The 18,190-nt window shown below is 65.6% G+C and carries 17 protein-coding genes; 13 read left to right on the forward strand and 4 right to left on the reverse strand.

All coding sequences use genetic code 11. The annotated features are described in order from the left end of the window. The first annotated feature begins 16 nt into the window (after positions 1-16). Entirely contained in the window at positions 17-631 is a 615-nt protein-coding gene (locus tag AC1RT8_RS12870) for a glutathione S-transferase family protein (RefSeq protein WP_493076042.1), read from the forward strand. Further along, the gene (locus AC1RT8_RS12875) at positions 628-1,422 is read left to right on the forward strand and encodes an SDR family NAD(P)-dependent oxidoreductase (protein ID WP_493076043.1); all 795 of its coding nucleotides are present in this window, start codon (positions 628-630) and stop codon (positions 1,420-1,422) included. The genes AC1RT8_RS12870 and AC1RT8_RS12875 overlap by 4 nt, the downstream gene beginning before the upstream one ends. A 12-nt stretch (positions 1,423-1,434) precedes the next feature. Here AC1RT8_RS12875 and AC1RT8_RS12880 read toward each other — a convergent pair whose 3' ends face one another. Further along, entirely contained in the window at positions 1,435-2,670 is a 1,236-nt protein-coding gene (locus AC1RT8_RS12880; protein ID WP_493076044.1) for a TCR/Tet family MFS transporter, read from the reverse strand. 262 nt (positions 2,671-2,932) lie between these two features. Here AC1RT8_RS12880 and AC1RT8_RS12885 point away from each other — a divergent pair, with 262 nt between their 5' ends. The 10 genes from AC1RT8_RS12885 to AC1RT8_RS12930 all read left to right on the forward strand — a co-directional run bounded on the left by AC1RT8_RS12885 (position 2,933) and on the right by AC1RT8_RS12930 (position 14,914). Next, on the forward strand, positions 2,933-3,742 hold the full coding sequence (locus AC1RT8_RS12885; protein WP_493076045.1) for a flagellin N-terminal helical domain-containing protein: 810 nt from the start codon (positions 2,933-2,935) through the stop codon (positions 3,740-3,742). Between the two features lie 206 nt (positions 3,743-3,948). After that, a complete protein-coding gene (locus AC1RT8_RS12890; protein WP_493076046.1) occupies positions 3,949-5,166 on the forward strand; it encodes an acyl-CoA dehydrogenase family protein in 1,218 nt (405 codons plus the stop codon). Between the two features lie 45 nt (positions 5,167-5,211). Then, positions 5,212-6,279 (forward strand): acyl-CoA dehydrogenase family protein, encoded by a 1,068-nt coding sequence (locus AC1RT8_RS12895; RefSeq protein WP_493076047.1) that lies wholly within the window; start codon positions 5,212-5,214, stop codon positions 6,277-6,279. A 259-nt stretch (positions 6,280-6,538) separates the two neighbouring features. Then, positions 6,539-9,520: a TonB-dependent receptor domain-containing protein gene (locus tag AC1RT8_RS12900; RefSeq protein WP_493076048.1), complete on the forward strand. Its 2,982-nt coding sequence runs from the start codon at positions 6,539-6,541 to the stop codon at positions 9,518-9,520. A 99-nt stretch (positions 9,521-9,619) separates the two neighbouring features. Next, entirely contained in the window at positions 9,620-10,936 is a 1,317-nt protein-coding gene (locus AC1RT8_RS12905) for a spinster family MFS transporter (RefSeq protein WP_493076049.1), read from the forward strand. 17 nt (positions 10,937-10,953) lie between these two features. Further along, the gene (locus tag AC1RT8_RS12910; RefSeq protein WP_493076050.1) at positions 10,954-13,293 is read left to right on the forward strand and encodes a ribonuclease R family protein; all 2,340 of its coding nucleotides are present in this window, start codon (positions 10,954-10,956) and stop codon (positions 13,291-13,293) included. Then, positions 13,290-13,592, forward strand: coding sequence for a hypothetical protein (locus AC1RT8_RS12915; RefSeq protein ID WP_493076051.1), 303 nt, complete (start codon positions 13,290-13,292; stop codon positions 13,590-13,592). Before AC1RT8_RS12910 ends, AC1RT8_RS12915 begins: the two co-directional genes overlap by 4 nt. Before the next feature lie 41 nt (positions 13,593-13,633). Continuing rightward, positions 13,634-13,945 carry a hypothetical protein gene (locus AC1RT8_RS12920; protein WP_493076052.1) on the forward strand — a complete coding sequence of 104 codons (312 nt, stop codon included), beginning with the start codon at positions 13,634-13,636 and terminating at the stop codon, positions 13,943-13,945. Between the two features lie 9 nt (positions 13,946-13,954). Next, positions 13,955-14,509, forward strand: coding sequence for a hypothetical protein (locus AC1RT8_RS12925; RefSeq protein WP_493076053.1), 555 nt, complete (start codon positions 13,955-13,957; stop codon positions 14,507-14,509). A 48-nt stretch (positions 14,510-14,557) separates the two neighbouring features. Next, the gene (locus AC1RT8_RS12930) at positions 14,558-14,914 is read left to right on the forward strand and encodes a hypothetical protein (protein ID WP_493076054.1); all 357 of its coding nucleotides are present in this window, start codon (positions 14,558-14,560) and stop codon (positions 14,912-14,914) included. Here AC1RT8_RS12930 and AC1RT8_RS12935 read toward each other — a convergent pair whose 3' ends face one another. The 3 genes from AC1RT8_RS12935 to AC1RT8_RS12945 all read right to left on the reverse strand — a co-directional run bounded on the left by AC1RT8_RS12935 (position 14,915) and on the right by AC1RT8_RS12945 (position 17,485). Then, entirely contained in the window at positions 14,915-16,078 is a 1,164-nt protein-coding gene (locus AC1RT8_RS12935; RefSeq protein WP_493076056.1) for a saccharopine dehydrogenase family protein, read from the reverse strand. Positions 16,079-16,254: 176 nt separating this feature from the next. Then, positions 16,255-16,785, reverse strand: coding sequence for a dihydrofolate reductase family protein (locus tag AC1RT8_RS12940; RefSeq protein ID WP_493076057.1), 531 nt, complete (start codon positions 16,783-16,785; stop codon positions 16,255-16,257). 28 nt (positions 16,786-16,813) lie between these two features. Beyond that, entirely contained in the window at positions 16,814-17,485 is a 672-nt protein-coding gene (locus AC1RT8_RS12945; RefSeq protein ID WP_493076058.1) for a glutathione S-transferase family protein, read from the reverse strand. Positions 17,486-17,544: 59 nt separating this feature from the next. Between AC1RT8_RS12945 and AC1RT8_RS12950 the strand changes: the two genes are divergently transcribed. Further along, positions 17,545-17,997 carry a MarR family winged helix-turn-helix transcriptional regulator gene (locus AC1RT8_RS12950; RefSeq protein ID WP_493076059.1) on the forward strand — a complete coding sequence of 151 codons (453 nt, stop codon included), beginning with the start codon at positions 17,545-17,547 and terminating at the stop codon, positions 17,995-17,997. The last annotated feature ends 193 nt before the right edge of the window (positions 17,998-18,190 follow it).

An 18,190-nucleotide genomic window follows, 5' to 3' on the forward strand; every position in this document is an offset into this window, starting at 1 on the left:
TAAGGAGGGGTTGCCGATGCTGTTCTACGACGCGGTGAATCCGGCGCCCAATCCGCGCCGGGTACGCATCTATCTCGCGGAGAAGGGCCTGAGCGTGCCGAGCGAGACGCTCTCGATCGTTGCGGGCGAGCATAAGGGGCCGGAATTCCTCGCGGTGAATCCGCTTGGCCAGATCCCGGCGCTGAAGCTCGACAATGGCGATGTGCTGACCGAGAGCGTGTCGATCTGCCGCTTGTTCGAGGCGATGCATCCCGAGCCACCGCTGTTCGGCGAGGGGCCACAGGGCGTGGCCGAGGTGGATATGTGGATCAGGCGGGCCGAGCTGCGCATGATGGTGCCGCTGTCGATGGTATGGGCCCATTGCCACCCGTTCACCGCGCGCGTGGTGAAGCCGCAATATACCGAGTTCGGCGAGAGCCAGCGGCCGCGCGTGATCGGGGCGATGCGCGAGTTCGACCGGGCGCTGGCCGACCGCGACTATCTGAGCGGCAGGGGTTATTCGATGGCGGATATCGTCCTGCTCTCGGTGGTCGATTTCGCCGGCTTTGTGGGGATCGCGATTCCCGAGGAGCAGGCGAATCTCCGCGCCTGGCATGAGCGTGTCTCCGCCCGGCCGAGCGCCCGGGCATGAGCGACCGGATGGAAGGTGCCGTCGCGATCGTCACTGGCGGCGGGACGGGGATCGGCGCGGCGGTGGTACGGCGGCTGGCGGCGCGGGGCGTGCGCTGTGTGATCAACTATGCGAGCAGCCGCGACGAGGCCGAGGCGCTGGCCGCCGGGGTCGAGGGCGCGATCGCGGTGCAGGCCGATATCGTCGAGGATTCGGCCTGCCGCGCGCTGGCCGGTGCGGCGATCGACGCGTTCGGGCGGGTCGATTTCCTGGTCAACAATGCCGGCCGCACCAAATTCGCCAATCACGAGGATCTCGACGCGCTGTCGGCCGACGATTTCATCCATATCTACCGGCTCAACACGATCGCGCCGTTCCAGATGGTGCGCGCCTGTGCGCCCGCGATACGCGAGGGCGGGATCGGCGCCGTCGTGAATGTCGCGTCGGTGGCCGGCGTGTTCGGCAATGGATCATCGGTCGCTTATGCCGCCTCGAAAGGCGCGCTGGTGACGATGACGAAAAGCCTGGCGCGGGCGCTTGCCCCGGCGATCCGGGTCAATGCGGTGGCGCCCGGTTATGTCGGGACCGGCTGGTTCGAAAAGCGGCTGGGCGAGGCGGGCTTCACCGCGCTCAATGCGCGCATCGCCGCACAGACTCCGATGGCGATGGCGGCGGGCGCGGACGATATCGCCGGACCGGTGGTGATGCTGCTCGACCCCGACAATCGGGTGATGACGGGCGAGACCTTGCTGCTCGATGCGGGCGCGCATCTCGACATCGGGCTGTCGCGGCGGCCGGGGAAGGAACTCTGATTCCGCCTGGCTTCAGCTGGCGATTTTCGGCTCCGCCGCCGCATCCGGCGGCGGGACGCGATCGAGTACCTTCCAGGCGATGATGCCGAGCGAAGCAAAGGCGAGGATCCCCGCCAGCAGGAAGGCGGCGCCTGGGAAGCCATGGTCGACGCCGGTTGCCAGCGCCTGGGTCAGCAGCAGCGGGCCGAGGATAGAAGACACGCTGCCCATACTGCCGATGCCGCCCTGCAAGGCGCCCTGGTGCGACGCGTCGACCATGCGCGAGAGCAAGCCGTTCATCGCCGGGAAGATCAGGCCGGAGAGCGCGCTGACCAGGAACAGCGCATAGGCTTGCCAGCTCTGTGTGATGAAGGCGAAGGCGAGGAAGGATATCCCCGCCGACACGAGGCCGATGACGAGCGCGCGCCGTTCGCCGACCCGGGCGATGATCCTGCCGGTCAGGCCGCCCTGCACCAAGGCCATCACCAGCCCGACAAAGGCCAGCGACCAGCCGATCGCCTTCGCGTCCCAATCGAAACGGATCGCTGCCCAGAAGGCCCAGGTCGAGGGATAGACCATGTGCGCGAGTTGCCAGACGAACCAGGCGGCGAGCAGCGGCGCGGCGTTGCCGGCGTGGAACAGCGGGCGGAAGGCCCCGACGATATGGGCGTCGCGCAGCTTGAACGGGCGACGGTTCTCCGGCGCCAGCGTTTCGGGCATGGCGACGATCATCACCGCCGCATTGACCAGCGCCAGGATCGCGGCGGCGACGAACGGTGCGCGCGGTCCGAAGTCGGCGAGCAGCCCGCCGATCGCCGGGCCGATGACGAAGCCGATGCCGAACGCCGCACCGATCAGCCCGAACACGCCGCTGCGTTTTTCGGGCGGGGTGACGTCGGCCAGCACCGAACTGGCCGGGCTGTAGACCGCGCCTGCAATGCCGGCGATGGCCCGGCCGAGGAACAGCCAGGCGAGCGTCGGCGCCCAGGCCATGAGCGCATAGTCCATGCCGAAGGCGAGCATCGAGGCAATCAGCACGGGGCGCCGGCCGAACCGGTCGCTGAGATTGCCCAGCACCGGCCCGGCGAAGAACTGAGTCACCGCGAACACCACCAGCATATAGCCGGCGATCCGTGTCGCCTGCTCGAGATCGACATGGCCGATGCTGGTGATCAGGTGCGGGAAGACCGGCATGACGATGCCGAAGCCGATCGTATCGATCAGCACGGCGGCAAGGACGATGGGCACGGCGCGGTGTTCGAAGCGCATTGACTCCCCCGGATCGTTCGCGTCCCACATCTTTTATCGGCGGCACGGGCCCCGGCGGAACATTCGCCGAACATGCACAAGGCGGCGGCGAAGGACAAGGGGGCAAGGGCCAGCCAACTGTCCCCGAAACCCGCTGTTTTTCGGACCATTTCGGGTCAATCCAAAAAAAACTGCTTAATGTCGCATTTACCCTGCCGTTCTCCTCGTGGACGGTTCGATCCATCGCTTTGGGGGCGGCGGGAGGACGGTCCGGAGACGGAATATGACTGTTATTGGAACCAACGTTGCCGCGCTGCGCGCGACCAACGCGTCGAACGCGGCGTCGAAGGCGCTGCAAACCAGCATCGAGCGCCTGTCGACCGGCAAGCGCATCAACAGCGCGAAGGACGACGCGGCGGGCTCCGCCATCGCTTCCTCGCTTACCTCGCAGATCCGGGGCCAGACCCAGGCGATCCGCAACGCCAATGACGGCATCTCGCTCGCTCAGACCGCCGACGGCGCGCTGAGCGAAGTCACCAACATCCTGCAGCGCATCCGCGAGCTGTCGGTCCAGTCGGCTTCGGGCACTTACTCCGATGACGACCGCACCAATTTGCAGGTCGAGGTCACCGGCCTTGCCGCGCAGCTTGCCGATATCGTCGACAAGACCAACTTCAACGGCGTGACCCTGTTCGGCGCCAGCGACGTCACGATCGACATCCAGACCGGCTCAGGCTCGGCGGACAAGGTCGCGATCTCGATCACGGCGCTCGATCTTGACGATGTCGGCGATATCGACATCTCCGACGCCGATGGCGCCACCGACGCGCTCGACACGCTCGACACCGCGCTGCTCGCCGTGAACACGACCCGTTCGTCGATCGGCGCGAGCCAGAGCCGGCTCGACTCGGTGGTCAACAATCTCACGACCAGCGTCAGCAACCTGACCGATGCCCGTAGCCGGGTGGAGGATGTCGACTTCTCGACCGAGACGATCGCGCTCGCCAAGGCCCAGATCCTGAGCCAGGCATCGACCGCGCTGCTCGCCCAGGCGAACCAGACCCAGCAGGGCGTGCTCTCGCTGCTGAAATAAGACTCGCCAGCGATCCCGGCGCCGCCCCCCGAGGTGCCGAGACCGCCCGTGGAGACCACGGTGCGACCGCGCCAGCCCGCAAGGGCTGTGCGCGGCGCAGCGCGTTCGGCGTTGCGGGCGGCGTTACCGGCTTTGCTTGCCTTTCGATCTGTGCCACATGCTCGACCATACCCGAAATTCAGATTCGGTTTCCGAAGGAGAGCATTATGGCCAGCGCAGCCGAAGCCGACGTCGCCGTCACCCCGATCGACGCGTTCCGCCAGGAGGCGCGCGCCTGGCTCGAGGTGCATTTTCCGCCGTCGCTGAAGGGCAAGGAGAATCCGATGGCGACGGTCGAGGGGCCGACCGCGCTTTCCGACGAGGAGGCCGCCTGGAAAAAGGCGTTCGGCGAGAAGGGCTGGGGCGTGCCCACCTGGCCCGCGGCCTATGGCGGCGGCGGGCTCGATCGGGCGCAGGCGCGCGTGCTGGGCGAGGAAATGGCGCGGATCGGCGCCTGGAACCCGATCGGCGGCATGGGCATCATGATGTTCGGCCCGACCCTGCTCGAATATGGCAACGAAGAGCAGAAGCTCGAGCATATCCCGGCGATCGCGAAAGGCGAGGTGCGGTGGTGCCAGGGTTATTCGGAGCCGGGCGCGGGCTCCGATCTGGCGAGCTTGCAGATGTTCGCCGAAGACAAGGGCGATCATTACCTCGTCAACGGCCAGAAAACCTGGACCTCGGGCGGCCAATGGGCCGACAAATGTTTCGCGCTGGTGCGGACCGACAAATCGAAAAAGCATGAAGGCATCAGCTTCCTGCTGATCGACATGACCTCGCCGGGTGTCGAGGTGAAGCCGATCAAGATGATCTCCGGCGCGTCGCCTTTCTGCGAAACCTTCTTCACTGACGTGAAGGTGCCCAAGGGCAATCTGGTCGGCCGTGAAGGCGAGGGCTGGACCATCGGCAAGCGCCTGCTCCAGCATGAGCGGCAGAATCTGTCGGGCGGCGGGTCGCTCAGCCGGCTGTTCGGCGGCGCCTCGATGGGGGCGCTCGCCAAGCAATATCGCGGCACGGACGAGCAGGGCCGGGTCGACGACAGCGACCTGCGCATGCGGATCGTGCGTCACGAGATGGACAGCCGCGCCTTCGCGCTGACCCTGCGCCGCGCCGCGCTGGAAGCGAAATCGAACCAGGGGCCGTCGGCGGCGACATCGATCATGAAGAATGTCGGCGCGCGCATCACCCAGGACCGCGCCGAGCTGTCGATCGAGATCATGGGCATGAACGGGCTCGGTTGGGAAGGCGAGGGTTTCACCGAAGCCGAGCTGACCCAGACCCGCACCTGGCTGTGGGGCAAGGCGGTGTCGATCTACGGCGGATCGACCGAGATCCAGAACAATGTGATCGCCAAACGCATCCTCGGGATGCTCGACCACCAATAATTGTCGTCGCCGGCATGACGGAAGTAGATTTCAAGGGACAGGATGATGGCCGTACTCAACGACGAACAGACGATGCTGCGCGACATGGCGCGCGAATGGGCTGACAACGAGGCGCCCGTCGGCGCCTTCCGCAAGATGCGCGATGCCGCGCCGGTGGAGGGCTATGACGCCGCCGCCTGGGCCGAGATGGGGCAGATGGGCTGGGCGGGGATCGTGGTGCCCGAGGCTTTTGGCGGATCGGAATTCGGCTATCTCTCGCTCGGGCTGGTGCTCGAGCAGCTCGGGCGCAATCTTGCCGCGTCGCCACTGGCATCGACCGCGGCCGCGGCGACCGCGATCGTGCTGGGCGGGTCGGATGCCGCCAAGGCCGAATGGCTGCTGAAGATCGCCTCGGGCGAGGTCGTCGCGACGCTCGCGGTCGATGAAGGGCCTGTCCACAATCCGGCGAAGATCGCGACCAGCGTATCGAACGGCAAAATCAGTGGCACCAAGCAGTTCGTCGCGGAGGGCGACAGCGCCGGCCTGTTCGTCGTCGCGGCGGCGGACGGGCTGTATCTCGTCCCGGACGGCGCGGGCGTGTCGCGATCGGCGCGGCACATGGCGGATTCGCGCAGCCATGCACAGGTGAGCTTCGACGCCGCCGCCGCGGAGAGGCTGGGCGGGGCCGAGCTGACCACCAAAGTGATCGACCGCGCCACCGTCGCGGTCTGCGCCGAGATGCTCGGCATGGCGGAACAGGCCTTCGCGACCACCAACGACTATCTCAAGACCCGCGTTCAGTTCGGCCAGCAGCTCTCGACCTTCCAGGCGCTGCAGCACCGCATGGCGAAGATGTTCACCGAGCTCGAGCTGATGCGCTCTGCGGTTGAGGGCGCGCTTGAGGCGATCGATGCGAACCGCTCGGACGTCGACCAGGCGGTAACGCTTGCCAAGGCCGTGGCGAGCGATACGCTCAACCTGGTCAGCCGCGAGCTGATCCAGCTCCACGGCGGCATCGGCATGACCGACGAGCATGATGCCGGCTTCTATATCAAGCGCGCTCGCGTGCTGGAGACGATGTGGGGCAACGCCGCCTATCACCGCGAGCGCTTCGCCCGACTCAACGGCTACTGACACCTCCTTTCCGACCCGCAAGACGGGCGTCGCCCACCCGGGCGGCGCCTGTTTCCTTGTGTCCCGGCGAGGAGAGATATAGCCGATTCGAATATAGGTTCTGGCCGATCCGGGGCTTTCGTATAGATGCAATCGGGCAACACAGGGAAACGGGTACCGTTTCGCAACGAGTCTTTTACTTGACGTAACGTCAATCTCTCTATCAATTCGAGTTTACGGTACGGGATCATCGAGTGTCCCGGCTTAAGGGGAGAGAGAGATGCTCAGGAAGCAGTATTTATCGGCGTGCGCCGTTTCGGCCCTCGCGCTCGGCCTTGCCACGCCCGCCTTCGCCCAAAGCACGGTTGCCGATCAGGACGATGCCGGCCAGACCACGCCCGACATCGTCGTCACCGGATCGCTGATCAAAGGCACGCCCGAGGACGCGGCGCTGCCGGTCGACGTGATCTCCTCCGAAGAACTTCTCAAACAGGGCAGCCCGTCAGCGGTCGAGATGCTCAAGGCATTGCCCACGTCGAACGGCGTACTCGGCGATTCCAACCAGTTCGACAGCCGGTCGCAGGGCGCCGAGGGCATCGCCACGGTCAACCTTCGCGGCCTCGGCCCGCAACGCACCCTGGTGCTGCTCAACAACAAGCGCCTGGTCGCGGCCGGCAACGGCATTCCCTCGATCGACATCAACATGATCCCGCAGGCGGCGATCGGCCGGATTGAGGTGCTGAAGGACGGTGCCGCGGCGACCTATGGCTCGGACGCGGTGGCGGGTGTGGTGAACTTCCTCACCAAGACCAACCAGAAGGGCTTTCTGGTCGCGGGCAGCTACAAGTTCATCAACGACAGCGTCGGCGACTACGATATTTCGGCGAGCTTCGGCCATCAGGGCAACGGCTTCCGCGTGCTGGTCGCGGCCGGCTTCCAGTCGCGCGGCGAATTGCTGGCGCGCGAGCGGGATTTCGCGGCGCAGCCCTTTACCGTCAATCCGGAGGGCGGCTGGACCGGCGGCGGCAATCCCGCGACCTTCGTCGCCCTGGGCCCGACCGGTGCCGCGATCACCAACCCGATGCCCGATCTGAGCTGCACCTCGCTCGGCGGCTATGTCACCGCGCAGAACCGCTGCGCGACCCAGTACAGCGTCTATGACGCGCTGGTCGATACCGAGCGGCGCGGCCAGGCCTATGTCGAGGTCGGGGTCGATGTGGCGCCGGATATCGAGTTTGAGGTGACCGCCCTGTTCGGCCGGTCGACGGTGCCGCATTACCGCACCTCGCCTTCCTATCTGCTGACCCAGTCGCCCTCATCGGCGGCGGGCATCACCCAGAGCGGCTTCTTCGTGCCCGCGAACAATCCGGGCCTGATCCAGTACAAGCTGCAGAACCCGACCCAGATCCCGGCGGGCATCGGCGTGCTGTTTCCGACCCTGCTCTACCGGCCGTTCCTGACCGGCGGAAACCCGATGTTCTCCGATCCCGACAGCAATGACCCCGGCGCGTCGATCGGCATGCGCAAATCGGAATCGGAACGCTTCACCGCGACCCTGTCGGGCAAGCTGACCGACAGCCTCGATTTCAACATCAACGCGACCTATCATCATTATTACCGTTATATCGACGGCTATGATTCGTTCGGCGACCGGGTCCAGCTCGCGCTGCGCGGGCTCGGCGGGCCGAACTGCACCGGCACCACGCCCGGCGCGAACGGCTGTCTGTGGCTCAACCCGTTCGGCAATGCCGTGCAGACCAATCTCGCCACGGGCGCGACCAACCCCGCTTACACCGCGAGCGTCGCCAACAATGCCGAGCTGGCGCGCTGGTTCTTCGTCAAGTCGTTCAGCCAGACCAACACCTCGCTGTTCGTCGGCGAGGCGAGCGTCAGCGGGGGGACGGGGCTCACCCTGCCGGGCGGCGAGGTGCAGTTCGGCGTCGGCGCGCAATATCGCCGCGACACCTACAGCGTGAATTACGGCAACAACAACAATCTGGCGAGCAACCCCTGTCGCGAATCGCCGCTCAACGGCAATCTCGGCCCGTGCCGTCCCAACCAGACGACGCCGGCGATCAACCCGCCAGCCACCGGCGCGCTGGCGTTTCTCGGCACCAATGCGAATGCGAAGGCATCGGGCGACGTGATCGCGACCTATGCCGAGTTGCAGGTGCCGGTCTTCGACATCCTGAACGTGCAGCTTGCCGCCCGCTATGAGGACTATGGCGGCGGGGTGGGATCGACCTTCGATCCGCAGGCGCGCGTCCGGTTGCAGGCAACGCCGTGGCTTGCCTTCCGTGGCGGCATCGGCACCACCTTCCGGGGCCCGCGCAACGAGAATCTGACCAACGGGTCGGTCACCTCGCTTCAGCTGATCGGCACCAGCTTCCGCCCGGTCGACGTGTTCAACAACCCCGGGCTCACGCCGGAATCCTCGCGCAACATCTCGGGTGGCGTGCTGCTCAACTTCGGCGGATTCACCGCCAGCGTCGATTATTTCAACTACAAGCTGAAGGACTCGATCCTGTTCGAGCCGGTCGCCGGCATCGTCAACACGCTGTTCGCCAATGCCGCGAACTGCACCGATCCGGCCTATGCCAATCTGCGCAAGCGGTTCCAGTTCAACGACGGCAATGGCGTGGCGGGCGCGGGTACCTGCGCCATCGCCAATATCTCGCGGCTGCGCACCCAGATCATCAACGGTTCGGGCATCAAGAACAGCGGGCTCGATTTCACCGCCAATTATCGTACCGATATCGGCGCGGCGCGCTTCGGTGCCGGCGTCACCGCGACCTACACGATCGAATATAAGAGCGAGGACCAGGTCGTCGAAGGCGTGGTCGTGCAGAAGGCGTTCGACGCGGCGGGCAAGCTCAACTTCCAGACCACCGCCTATCCGGTGCCGAAATGGAAGGGCCAGGCCTATATCGATCTCGGCGCGGGCATCTTCGATGCACGGCTGACGGGCACCTATATCGACAAATATCACGACCAGCGCGCCGATACCAATTCGGGCCCGTTCGCGCCGCGCGCCGATATCGCGGGCGCGCCGATCCTGATGCAGGGCGCCGACATCAAATCCTATTTCACCGTTGATTTCAGCCTGCGCGCCAGCCTGCCATGGGAGACGACCCTGAGCCTGACGGTGATGAACATCTTCGACCGCGACCCCTCCTTCGCGCGGCTCGATTACAATTACGACCCGTTCACCGGCAGCCCGCTGGGCCGCAATTTCAAGGTCGGCCTGTCGAAGAAGTTCTAAGGGTCTGGACCCTGATGCTTCTTTGACATCCCTTCGGCCCGCCGCTTCTTCCCTTGGACGGCGGGCCGTTTTTTTGCTTTGTAACCGAGTACCTCCGCAATGGCTTTCTCCCCAGAAAATGCTCCGGAAACCGCCGACGCGCTGGCGCTCCGGCGACGCCGCCTCACCCTGGCGCTACTCACCTTCGTCTATTTCTTCAGCTATATGGACCGGCAGATCCTCGCGATCCTGCTTGAGCTGATCCGCAAGGACCTGCTGCTGACCGATACGCAGCTCGGCTTGTTGTCGGGCCTTGCCTTTGCGATCTTCTATGCCGGGCTGGGCATTCCGGTGGCGCGGCTCGCCGACCGGACCAGCCGCAAGAAGATCATCGTGCTGTCGCTGGCGCTGTGGAGCGCGATGACGGCGGTGTGCGGCCTGGCGACCAATTTCCTCCAGCTGCTGCTCGCCCGGATCGGCGTCGGCGTGGGCGAGGCGGGATCGAGCCCGCCCAGCCATTCGATGATCGCCGATCTCTACGCCCCGCACGAGCGGGCGAGCGCGATGGCGATCTATTCGCTCGGCGTGGTGCTCGGCGCGGCGTTCGGCACGATCATCGGCGGGACGATCGGTCATTTCTATGGCTGGCGCGCGGCGATGTTCGTCGTCGGCCTGCCCGGGTTGCTGCTCGCGGCGATCGTCTGGCTGTTCGTGATCGAGCCGCGCCGCGGGCTTTCCGACGGGCGCACCGCGGCCGAGCAGGAACGCGAGGCGATACCGAGCCTGGGCGCGGGTTTTGCCTCGATCTGGCGGGATCGGGCGGCGCGGCATCTGGTCGCCGCGGTCACGCTGACGTCGATGATCGGCTATGGCCATGCCCAATGGGGGCCGAGCTTCATCCTGCGCTCCTTCGACGTCTCGCTGCTGACCATTTCCTGGGTGGTCGCGCCGGTCGGCGCGATCTTCGCGACCGTCTCCGGCGTGGTCGGCGGCATGCTGGCCGATCGGCTGGCGAAGAAGCACGGGCTTCACTGGCAGAGCTGGATGGTCGGCATCCTGAAGACGATCGCGCTGCCGTTCAGCCTGATCTTCTATTTCCTTCACGACGCCAACATCGCGATCGGCGCCTATTTCCTCTCGCTGCTGTTCGCGTCGAGCTATCTCGGCCCGACCTTCGCGCTGCTGCAGGGGCTCGCGCCGATGCGGCTGCGCGCGCTCTGGGCGGCGATCACCCTGCTGGTGATCAACCTGATCGGGCTTGGGCTGGGGCCGACCCTGGTCGGCCGGATCAGCGACCTGCTGCGCCCGACCTACGGCGAGGAATCGCTGCGCTGGGCGATGTTCGTCTTCGCGGTGGCGACGCCCTGGGCGATCTTCCACTATTGGCGCGCGGGCGTGATCCTGAAACAGCGCGGGCAGGTGACGGCGGGGGCGTAAACCCCTATCTCCCGTCGATGCCCAAACCAAAGCGTTCGCCCGGCCTTCCCACCCGCGAGCAGATTCTCGACTTTATCGCCTCGTCGGATACCCCCGCCGGCAAGCGCGAGATCGCGCGCGCCTTTGGCCTGACCGCGCAGGAGAAGATCGGCCTCAAGGCGCTGCTCAAGGACATGGCGGACGAGGGGCTGATCGACAGCGCCCCCGGCCGCGCCTTCCACAAGCTGGGCGGCCTGCCCAAGGTGACGGTGCTGCGCATCGCCGATGTCGATGACGGCGGCAATGTGTGGGCCGTGCCCGAGCGCTGGGATTCGGATGCGCCCGCGCCGCGTCTGCGGGTGCGCGAACGCAAGCGCGGCGCGCTCGGCGTGGGCGACCGAGTGCTGGCGCGCACCGAGGAAGCCGGCAATGGCTGGATCGCGCATCCGATGAAGCAGCTCGCACGCGGCGAGGAGCTGGTGCTCGGTGTGCTGCACCAGGAAGGCGGCAAGCTCTGGCTGCAGGGCGTCGAAAAGAAGGAACGGCGCGAGTTCATGGTGTCCGATGCGGGCGGTGCCGAGCCGGGCGATCTGGTGCTGGCGGAAAAGGCCGGTCGTCCGCCCCGGATCACCGTGCGGGTGACCGAACGGCTCGGCGATCCCTTCGCGCCGCGCAGCTTTTCGCTGATCGCGATCCACAAGCTCGGCATCCCCAATGTCTTCACGCCCGAGACGATCGAGGAAGCCGCGCGGGTCGCGCAGACCCCGCTTGGGGATGGACGCGAGGACCTGCGCGATCTGCCGATCGTCGCGATCGACCCGGCCGACGCGCGCGACCATGACGATGCCGTCTGGGCCGCGCCCGACGACGATCCCGCGAACGACGGCGGATGGAAGGCGATCGTCGCGATCGCCGATGTCAGCTTCTATGTCCGCCCCGGCTCCGAGCTCGACCGCGAAGCGCGGCGGCGCGGCAACAGCGTCTATTTCCCCGACCGAGTCGTGCCGATGCTGCCCGAGGAATTGTCCGCCGACATGTGCTCGCTGAAGCAGGGCGTCGATCGCGGGGCGCTGGCGTGTCACTTGCGGATCGCGAAGGACGGAACGCTCAAGAGCTGGCGCTTCACGCGGGCGATCGTGCGGATCGCGGCGAATATCGCCTATGAGGATGCGCAGTCGGCGATCGATGCTCATGGGGCGACAAACCAACCCGTTCGTGTCGAGCGAAGTCGAGACACCATCGATGAAAATGACGGTCGCCCGCCCCAAGGCTTCTCGACTTCGCTCGAAGCGAACGGAGAGGGGGCAGGCCCCCTGGCAGCGAATGGTTTGCTGGAATCCGCCCTCCTCCCCCTCTGGGCCTGCTGGCGCACCCTCACCAAGGCCCGCGCAAAACGCGAGCCGCTCGATCTCGACCTGCCCGAACGCCGCGTCGTGCTCGACGAGAAGGGCCGCATCCTGTCGGTCGCGCCGCGCGAGCGGCTCGATGCGCACAAGCTGATCGAGGATTACATGATCGCCGCCAATGTCGCGGCGGCCAAAGCGCTGGAGGCGAAAAAGGCGCCGGTCATGTACCGCGACCATGAGCCGCCGAGCCGTGAGAAGCTGGTCGCGCTCAAGGAGTATCTGAAGACTTTCGGCGTCGAGTTCGCGCTGGGCCAGGTGGTGCGCCCGGCGACCTTCAACCACATCCTCGACAGGATCGGCGAGGTCGATTTCCGCCCGCAGATCATGGAGCAGGTGCTGCGCACCCAGACCCAGGCTTATTACGGCCCGGAAAATCACGGTCATTTCGGGCTCGCGCTCGGCAGTTACGCGCATTTCACCTCGCCGATCCGGCGTTACGCCGATCTGATCGTCCACCGCTCGCTGGTCAGCGCATACAAGCTCGGTCCGGGCGGGCTGACCGAGGGCGAGGCCGCGTCGATGGAGAAGATCGGCGAGAGCATCTCGCTGATGGAGCGCCGCGCGATGGAGGCGGAACGCGACACGATCGACCGCTATGTCGCTGCATTCCTCGCCGAGCGGGTGGGGCAAGTGCTCGACGTGCGCATCACCGGGGTCGCCAATTTCGGCTTCTTCGCGACGGTCGAGGGCATTGGCGGCGACGGGCTGATGCCGGTGCGCGACATCGGCGGCGAATATTTCCGCTATGACGAGGCGGGGCGGCGGCTGATCGGCGATGAGACCGGCACCGAATATGCGAGCGGCCAGCGGCTTCAGCTCCGGCTGGCCGAGGCCAATCCGGTATCGGGCGCGCTGCGCTTCGAGATGATCGACGGCAAAGGCGCTCGGCCCGAACGCGACGCGAAGCCTCACCGCGTGATCAAACGGCGCGGCCGTCCCGCGAACATCCGCCACCAGGGTCGCAAACGGTGACCGAGCTTCCCGCGGCCGCCCGGCGCGTGCGCGGGCCGGTGGCGGGGCATTTTCTCGCGTATCACGCGCTGTCGCCCGAGGATGCGATCGCGTTTGTGCCCAGGGGTCGGGTCGAGCGCTGGTGGTTCGACCGCTTCCGCCGGATCGGCGCATTGCGCGAAGCGGCGCCCGGGCGCTGGTGGCTCGATCTGGTCGCCTATCATCTCGACCGGGAGGCGTTCAGCCGGCGCTGGGTGCCGATCGCGATCGCTGTGTCGGTAGTGATCGCGGCCGTCGCGATGCTCTTCTATCGCGGGTGAAGCCGTGGCATGATCGCCGCGCACGTCATTGGAGAAGGGGCATGGGCGGGGCAACGGCGGGCGTGGCGGCGGCGGCACGCGCGCGGCGCAAGGTCATCTCGCACTTCATGTCGAAGAACGCGGTGTCGTCGGACAATGCCGTGAGCTTCACCCCGGCGCGCCGGATGGAGGAGAAATTCTTCGACCGGCTGCGCGCGAACGGCGTGCTCGCGCCCGCGAAGAACGGGACCTGGTATCTCGATGTGCCGAAGCTCGATGCCTATCAGCAGGGCCGGCGGAAGAAGATCGGCATGGCGCTGGCCGGGCTTGCCGCGGCGCTGGCGGCGGGCGTGGGGATCGGGTTGCTGGGGTAGACGGAGGTGATGAGACGTTCCTTCATTGCCAGCCTGTTCGCGGCGCTCGTGGCCGGCAAGGGTGGGGCTGAAACGATTCAGAACAGAACGCTTCCTCCAGTCCCGACCTGGAAGCCTTCTTTTCCACACCCAATCGATCGGGTCGCCGACCGCATTTCCTATTATTATGACGGCAAGGCCGACTTCTCGATCTTTCGCAACGGTACCTGCGTCATCCTGGACAAAGGGCTATCTGACTCCGATGCCAAGAGCTTCTCGTTGAAGGTGCTGGCCGATATTTTGGGATTCCATCCGGATATGAATCCGGCGCCTATGGATGATGGCAACATCCTGGTCCGATACAATCATCCTGCCGTCAACGTGGTGCTGAGCGACATTGCAAAAGAACATTGGCAAGAGATTGAAGAGCGCCACCTGGACGGCCTTACGCCTGATGAAGTTCTCATAACGCCCCTCGGGCCAAACAAATTCGATGATTTTGGCAAGCAGGCTCTGCTGGGCCGCGCGTATATGTTCATGGATGCCGGGCAACCCGAGGTCGTCGGGATCAGGCGGCACGGCTAGACCGGTTGCGAGGATTCCTTCCGGATCGATCGGCGCGAGGGGAATGTGATGGAACGTCCAGCAGCGATCGTCCGGTTCGAGCGCTTCTATCTCGGGGCCCTCGGACTCAAGATCATCTTCGCCATCGTAAATTGGTCATCGGTCGATGCGGCGGCATTGCAGATCGGGATCACCTTCTCGCTTCTGCTGTGGTTCGGCGTGGCGTACCGGCATTCCGTCATATCGAAATGGCTCATCATCGTCGTGTTCATCGGCACGTCGATATGGACATGCTTCGGGCTCGCGATCGGCGGATACGACGCATTTTTCGGCGCTGTCGCGGCCGTTGCGATGATCTTGCACGGCATCGCTGCCTGGCAGTTGCTGAACGCGGGCGCCGACAGATGGTTCGAACAAGCCGCTTGATCAGCCAGCCCGAAACGTCAGCCCCGCTTTCGCTTCGAGCCGCTTGACCAGTATTTCGCCGAGCAGCGCACCCGGCGTCCAGATCCCGCCTTCACCCGCCACGTCCTGCACCAGGCACAGGGCTGTCTCCGCGATCATCTTGCTGGTCGACCCATAACCCGGATCACGGTCCCCCGTGACGACCGAGTCGATCCGCGTGCCGTCCGGCATCTCGCCGATGAACAGCACATCATAATAGCCGTTCTCGCGCTCCTCCTTCGAGGGGCCTTCGCCGGGTTTGGGCCCCTTGTCGCTGGCGAGCGGGTTGATCTTGGCGATCGCCTCCGCCGCCGCCTTGCCGATATCGCCGAGACCGGCGACCATCATCTCGTCATAGACGAAGTCGGCGCCGTAAGCCTCGCCGAGCAGGAAATTGGTGCGGTGAACATTCTTGGTGTTGATCGGCGCCATGATGAACGGCGCGACCCAGGCTTCGATCGTTTTGTCATAGTCAGGCAGCAGCCCGCGCGGCTGGCTGGGGCCCTGGAAGCCGGGGGTCAGCGAAAAGGGGTTGGTCAGCAGCCCGAGGATCGACGGATCGCGCGCCGCGGCGGCGAGCGTCGCCTTGAGGCTCGCCGCGGTGCCGCCGGAAAAGCCGCCCTGCATCTTCCGCACCCGGCATTTCACGCGCGGGGCGGGCTTGCCGTGTTTCAGCTTCGCCGCGTTCTGCAAGGTCAGCACGCCGAGATCGAACGGGATCGAATCGAACCCGCAGGAAAAGACGATGCGCGCGCCGGTACGCTGCGCGGTCTCGTGATGCGCGTCGATCATGTGGCGCATCCAGGCCGGCTCGCCGCACAGATCGACATAGGCGGTGCCGGTCTCGGCGCAGGCGGCGACCAGGTCGCTGCCATAAAGCTGATACGGTCCGACCGTGGTGAGCATCACCGTCGTGCGCTCGCACAAAGCCTTGAGCGTGGCGGGATCGTCGGAATTGGCGGTGAGCAGCGGCGTGTCGGCAGGCGCGCCGATCTCGTCGCGCACCTCCTGCAGCTTCGAGAGTGACCGACCGGCCATCGCCCAGCGCGGACGATCCGGGCCGGTATAGGTCTGGACCAGATATTCCGCGACCAGGCGCCCGGTGAAGCCGGTGGCGCCGTATACGATGATGTCGAAGTCGCGCATCTCGCTCTCCTCTCGTCACCCCGGACGTGTTCCGGGGCCCCCTGTCCGAAGCAATATCGGAGTGTGGGGCACAGCGGATGCCGGAACAAGCCCGGCACGACGCGCTATCGACATGCGGTGGATCGATTCAAAGCGGATCTGACGCGTCGGCGATTTCCATCCGGCGAGTCGCGGGATCAAGCGGGAACGTAGGTCAGCCTGATCACGTCCTCGCCCATCCGATCATTGGTCACAAGGCGGAGCGGCGGCCGGGGGCCGGCGAAATAGGGCGTGCCGTGACCAAGCACGACGGGGTGCAGATAGATCCGATACTCATCGATCAGGCCAAGGTCGGTGAGGCTTCGCGCCAGGTCCGGGCCGGCAACTTCGATCTCCCCGTCGCGCTCGGCCTTCAGCTTGCGGATCGCGCCCTCGAGATCAGCCTCGACAAGCTCGGCATTGGGACCGACCGACGTCAACGAGCGCGAGACGACCCATTTCGGCTGGCTCCGCCACGCCGCGGCGAAGGCATGTCTCGCCGCATCCCATTCAGGATAATCATCATCCCAGTACCGCATGATCTCATACATGTTGCGACCATAGATGCTGCCCGCCTGCCCCTGAGCCTCCTCGATGAAGTGGCGGAAGAGTATGGGCCCCGGCGCGAACCCCATATGGTCGACATAGCCGTCCAGCGACTGGTTCATTCCAAAGACGAGCTTGGCCATGCTGTAAAATCTCCATCTCGTGCCGCTCTCAGGCCGGCACGGGCTCGGGCGCGAAGGATGCCAGTTGCGCATTCAGCGCCCGCCCGAAGGCGGGGCGCGCCATGCACCGATCGCGATAGGCGACCAGATTGGGGAATTCGGCCAGCAGGGCATCGTCCGAAACCTCGCGCAGCACCGTCGTCATGATGATGTCCGCGGCGCTGAACTCGCCTTCGAGATAGTCTTTCTCGCCCAGCCAGCCGGACAGGCTCGCCAGCCGGCCGCGCAAATTGTCGATCACCTGCGGGCGGCGCAACCTGCCCCATTCGGCGTCCGGGTTGAACGTGTCGATATCGACCAGATCGAACACGAACGGCTCCACGCTGTTGAGCGCGGCGGTGACCCAGGTGAGCACGCGCGACCGGCCTGCCGCGCCTTCGGGCATCAGCTTGTCGGAACGCTCGGCGATGCGCAGCACCATCGCGCCGCTTTCGAACATCTGCACCTCGTCGTCGCGATAGGCCGGCACCTGGCCGAACGGCTGCTCGCGGCGATAATCCTCGCCCTTGGCCGTTTCGAAGCCGATCAGGCGCTCCGCATAGCCCAGGCCGGCTTCCTCGCACGCCCAGCGCGGCCGCAGGTCCCGGACGAAGCCGCGGGCGAACTCCGGCACCCAGGCAAAGCTGGTGATCTCGATAGGGGCGTTGGGATCGATCGGCACGCGGAACATCCTCTCATTGAACGCTTGACAGAATCAGTTGATATCAACATAAATTCTCCATGTCAAAACCCGGTCTCGTTCCTTTCGACCAGACGCATTTCGTCCGCGATCATTGCCTGTGCCTGGCCACCCAGCGCGCAGCGCGCGCGCTGTCGCGGCGCTTCGACGAGGCCTTTCGCGGCTTCGGCATCACCAGCGGCCAGTTCTCGCTGCTGAATGCGCTCAACCGGCCCAGGCCGCCGTCGCTCGGTTCGGTCGCTGACCTGCTCGCAATGGACCGCACCAGCCTCACCGCCAATCTCAAGCCGTTGCAGCGCGACGGCCTGGTGCAGGTGGCGGCGGATCCGACGGACCGGCGGATCAAGCGGCTGGTGCTCACGGCGGCGGGGCGGCAGGTGCTGGCACAGGCGATGCCGATATGGACCAGCGTCCATGGCGAGATCGACAGGGGCCTGGTGACCCGTGCCGCCAGCGGCGAAGCGCTGCGCACGGGCCTCGGCGCGTTGCTCTGACGTTTCATGGGACACTTGTTGGAAATAACCGGCCGCGCGTCCCGCGATTGGCGCCGCCGAGCCTCGATTTCGCTTTAAATGATTGATATACAACAATATATGTCGAAGCGCTCGTCAGGCGGTCGAGGGAGATATGGGACAAAGTGGTGTCCCATATCTCTCCCACATGTTCCACAGCCTTGTCGTCGGCGTC

This window comes from Sphingomonas sp. GW821-FHT10F11 (assembly GCF_058809095.1).

Coding starts and splice junctions, on each gene's coding strand:
- AC1RT8_RS12940 (WP_493076057.1), bottom strand. CDS start 16,785: ATGGCCAAGCTCGTCTTTGGAATGAACCAGTCGCTGGACGGCTATGTC.
- AC1RT8_RS12895 (WP_493076047.1), top strand. CDS start 5,212: ATGGCCGTACTCAACGACGAACAGACGATGCTGCGCGACATGGCGCGC.
- AC1RT8_RS12880 (WP_493076044.1), bottom strand. CDS start 2,670: ATGCGCTTCGAACACCGCGCCGTGCCCATCGTCCTTGCCGCCGTGCTG.
- AC1RT8_RS12875 (WP_493076043.1), top strand. CDS start 628: ATGAGCGACCGGATGGAAGGTGCCGTCGCGATCGTCACTGGCGGCGGG.
- AC1RT8_RS12870 (WP_493076042.1), top strand. CDS start 17: ATGCTGTTCTACGACGCGGTGAATCCGGCGCCCAATCCGCGCCGGGTA.
- AC1RT8_RS12900 (WP_493076048.1), top strand. CDS start 6,539: ATGCTCAGGAAGCAGTATTTATCGGCGTGCGCCGTTTCGGCCCTCGCG.
- AC1RT8_RS12925 (WP_493076053.1), top strand. CDS start 13,955: ATGAGACGTTCCTTCATTGCCAGCCTGTTCGCGGCGCTCGTGGCCGGC.
- AC1RT8_RS12910 (WP_493076050.1), top strand. CDS start 10,954: ATGCCCAAACCAAAGCGTTCGCCCGGCCTTCCCACCCGCGAGCAGATT.
- AC1RT8_RS12950 (WP_493076059.1), top strand. CDS start 17,545: ATGTCAAAACCCGGTCTCGTTCCTTTCGACCAGACGCATTTCGTCCGC.
- AC1RT8_RS12890 (WP_493076046.1), top strand. CDS start 3,949: ATGGCCAGCGCAGCCGAAGCCGACGTCGCCGTCACCCCGATCGACGCG.
- AC1RT8_RS12905 (WP_493076049.1), top strand. CDS start 9,620: ATGGCTTTCTCCCCAGAAAATGCTCCGGAAACCGCCGACGCGCTGGCG.
- AC1RT8_RS12935 (WP_493076056.1), bottom strand. CDS start 16,078: ATGCGCGACTTCGACATCATCGTATACGGCGCCACCGGCTTCACCGGG.
- AC1RT8_RS12885 (WP_493076045.1), top strand. CDS start 2,933: ATGACTGTTATTGGAACCAACGTTGCCGCGCTGCGCGCGACCAACGCG.
- AC1RT8_RS12930 (WP_493076054.1), top strand. CDS start 14,558: ATGGAACGTCCAGCAGCGATCGTCCGGTTCGAGCGCTTCTATCTCGGG.
- AC1RT8_RS12920 (WP_493076052.1), top strand. CDS start 13,634: ATGGGCGGGGCAACGGCGGGCGTGGCGGCGGCGGCACGCGCGCGGCGC.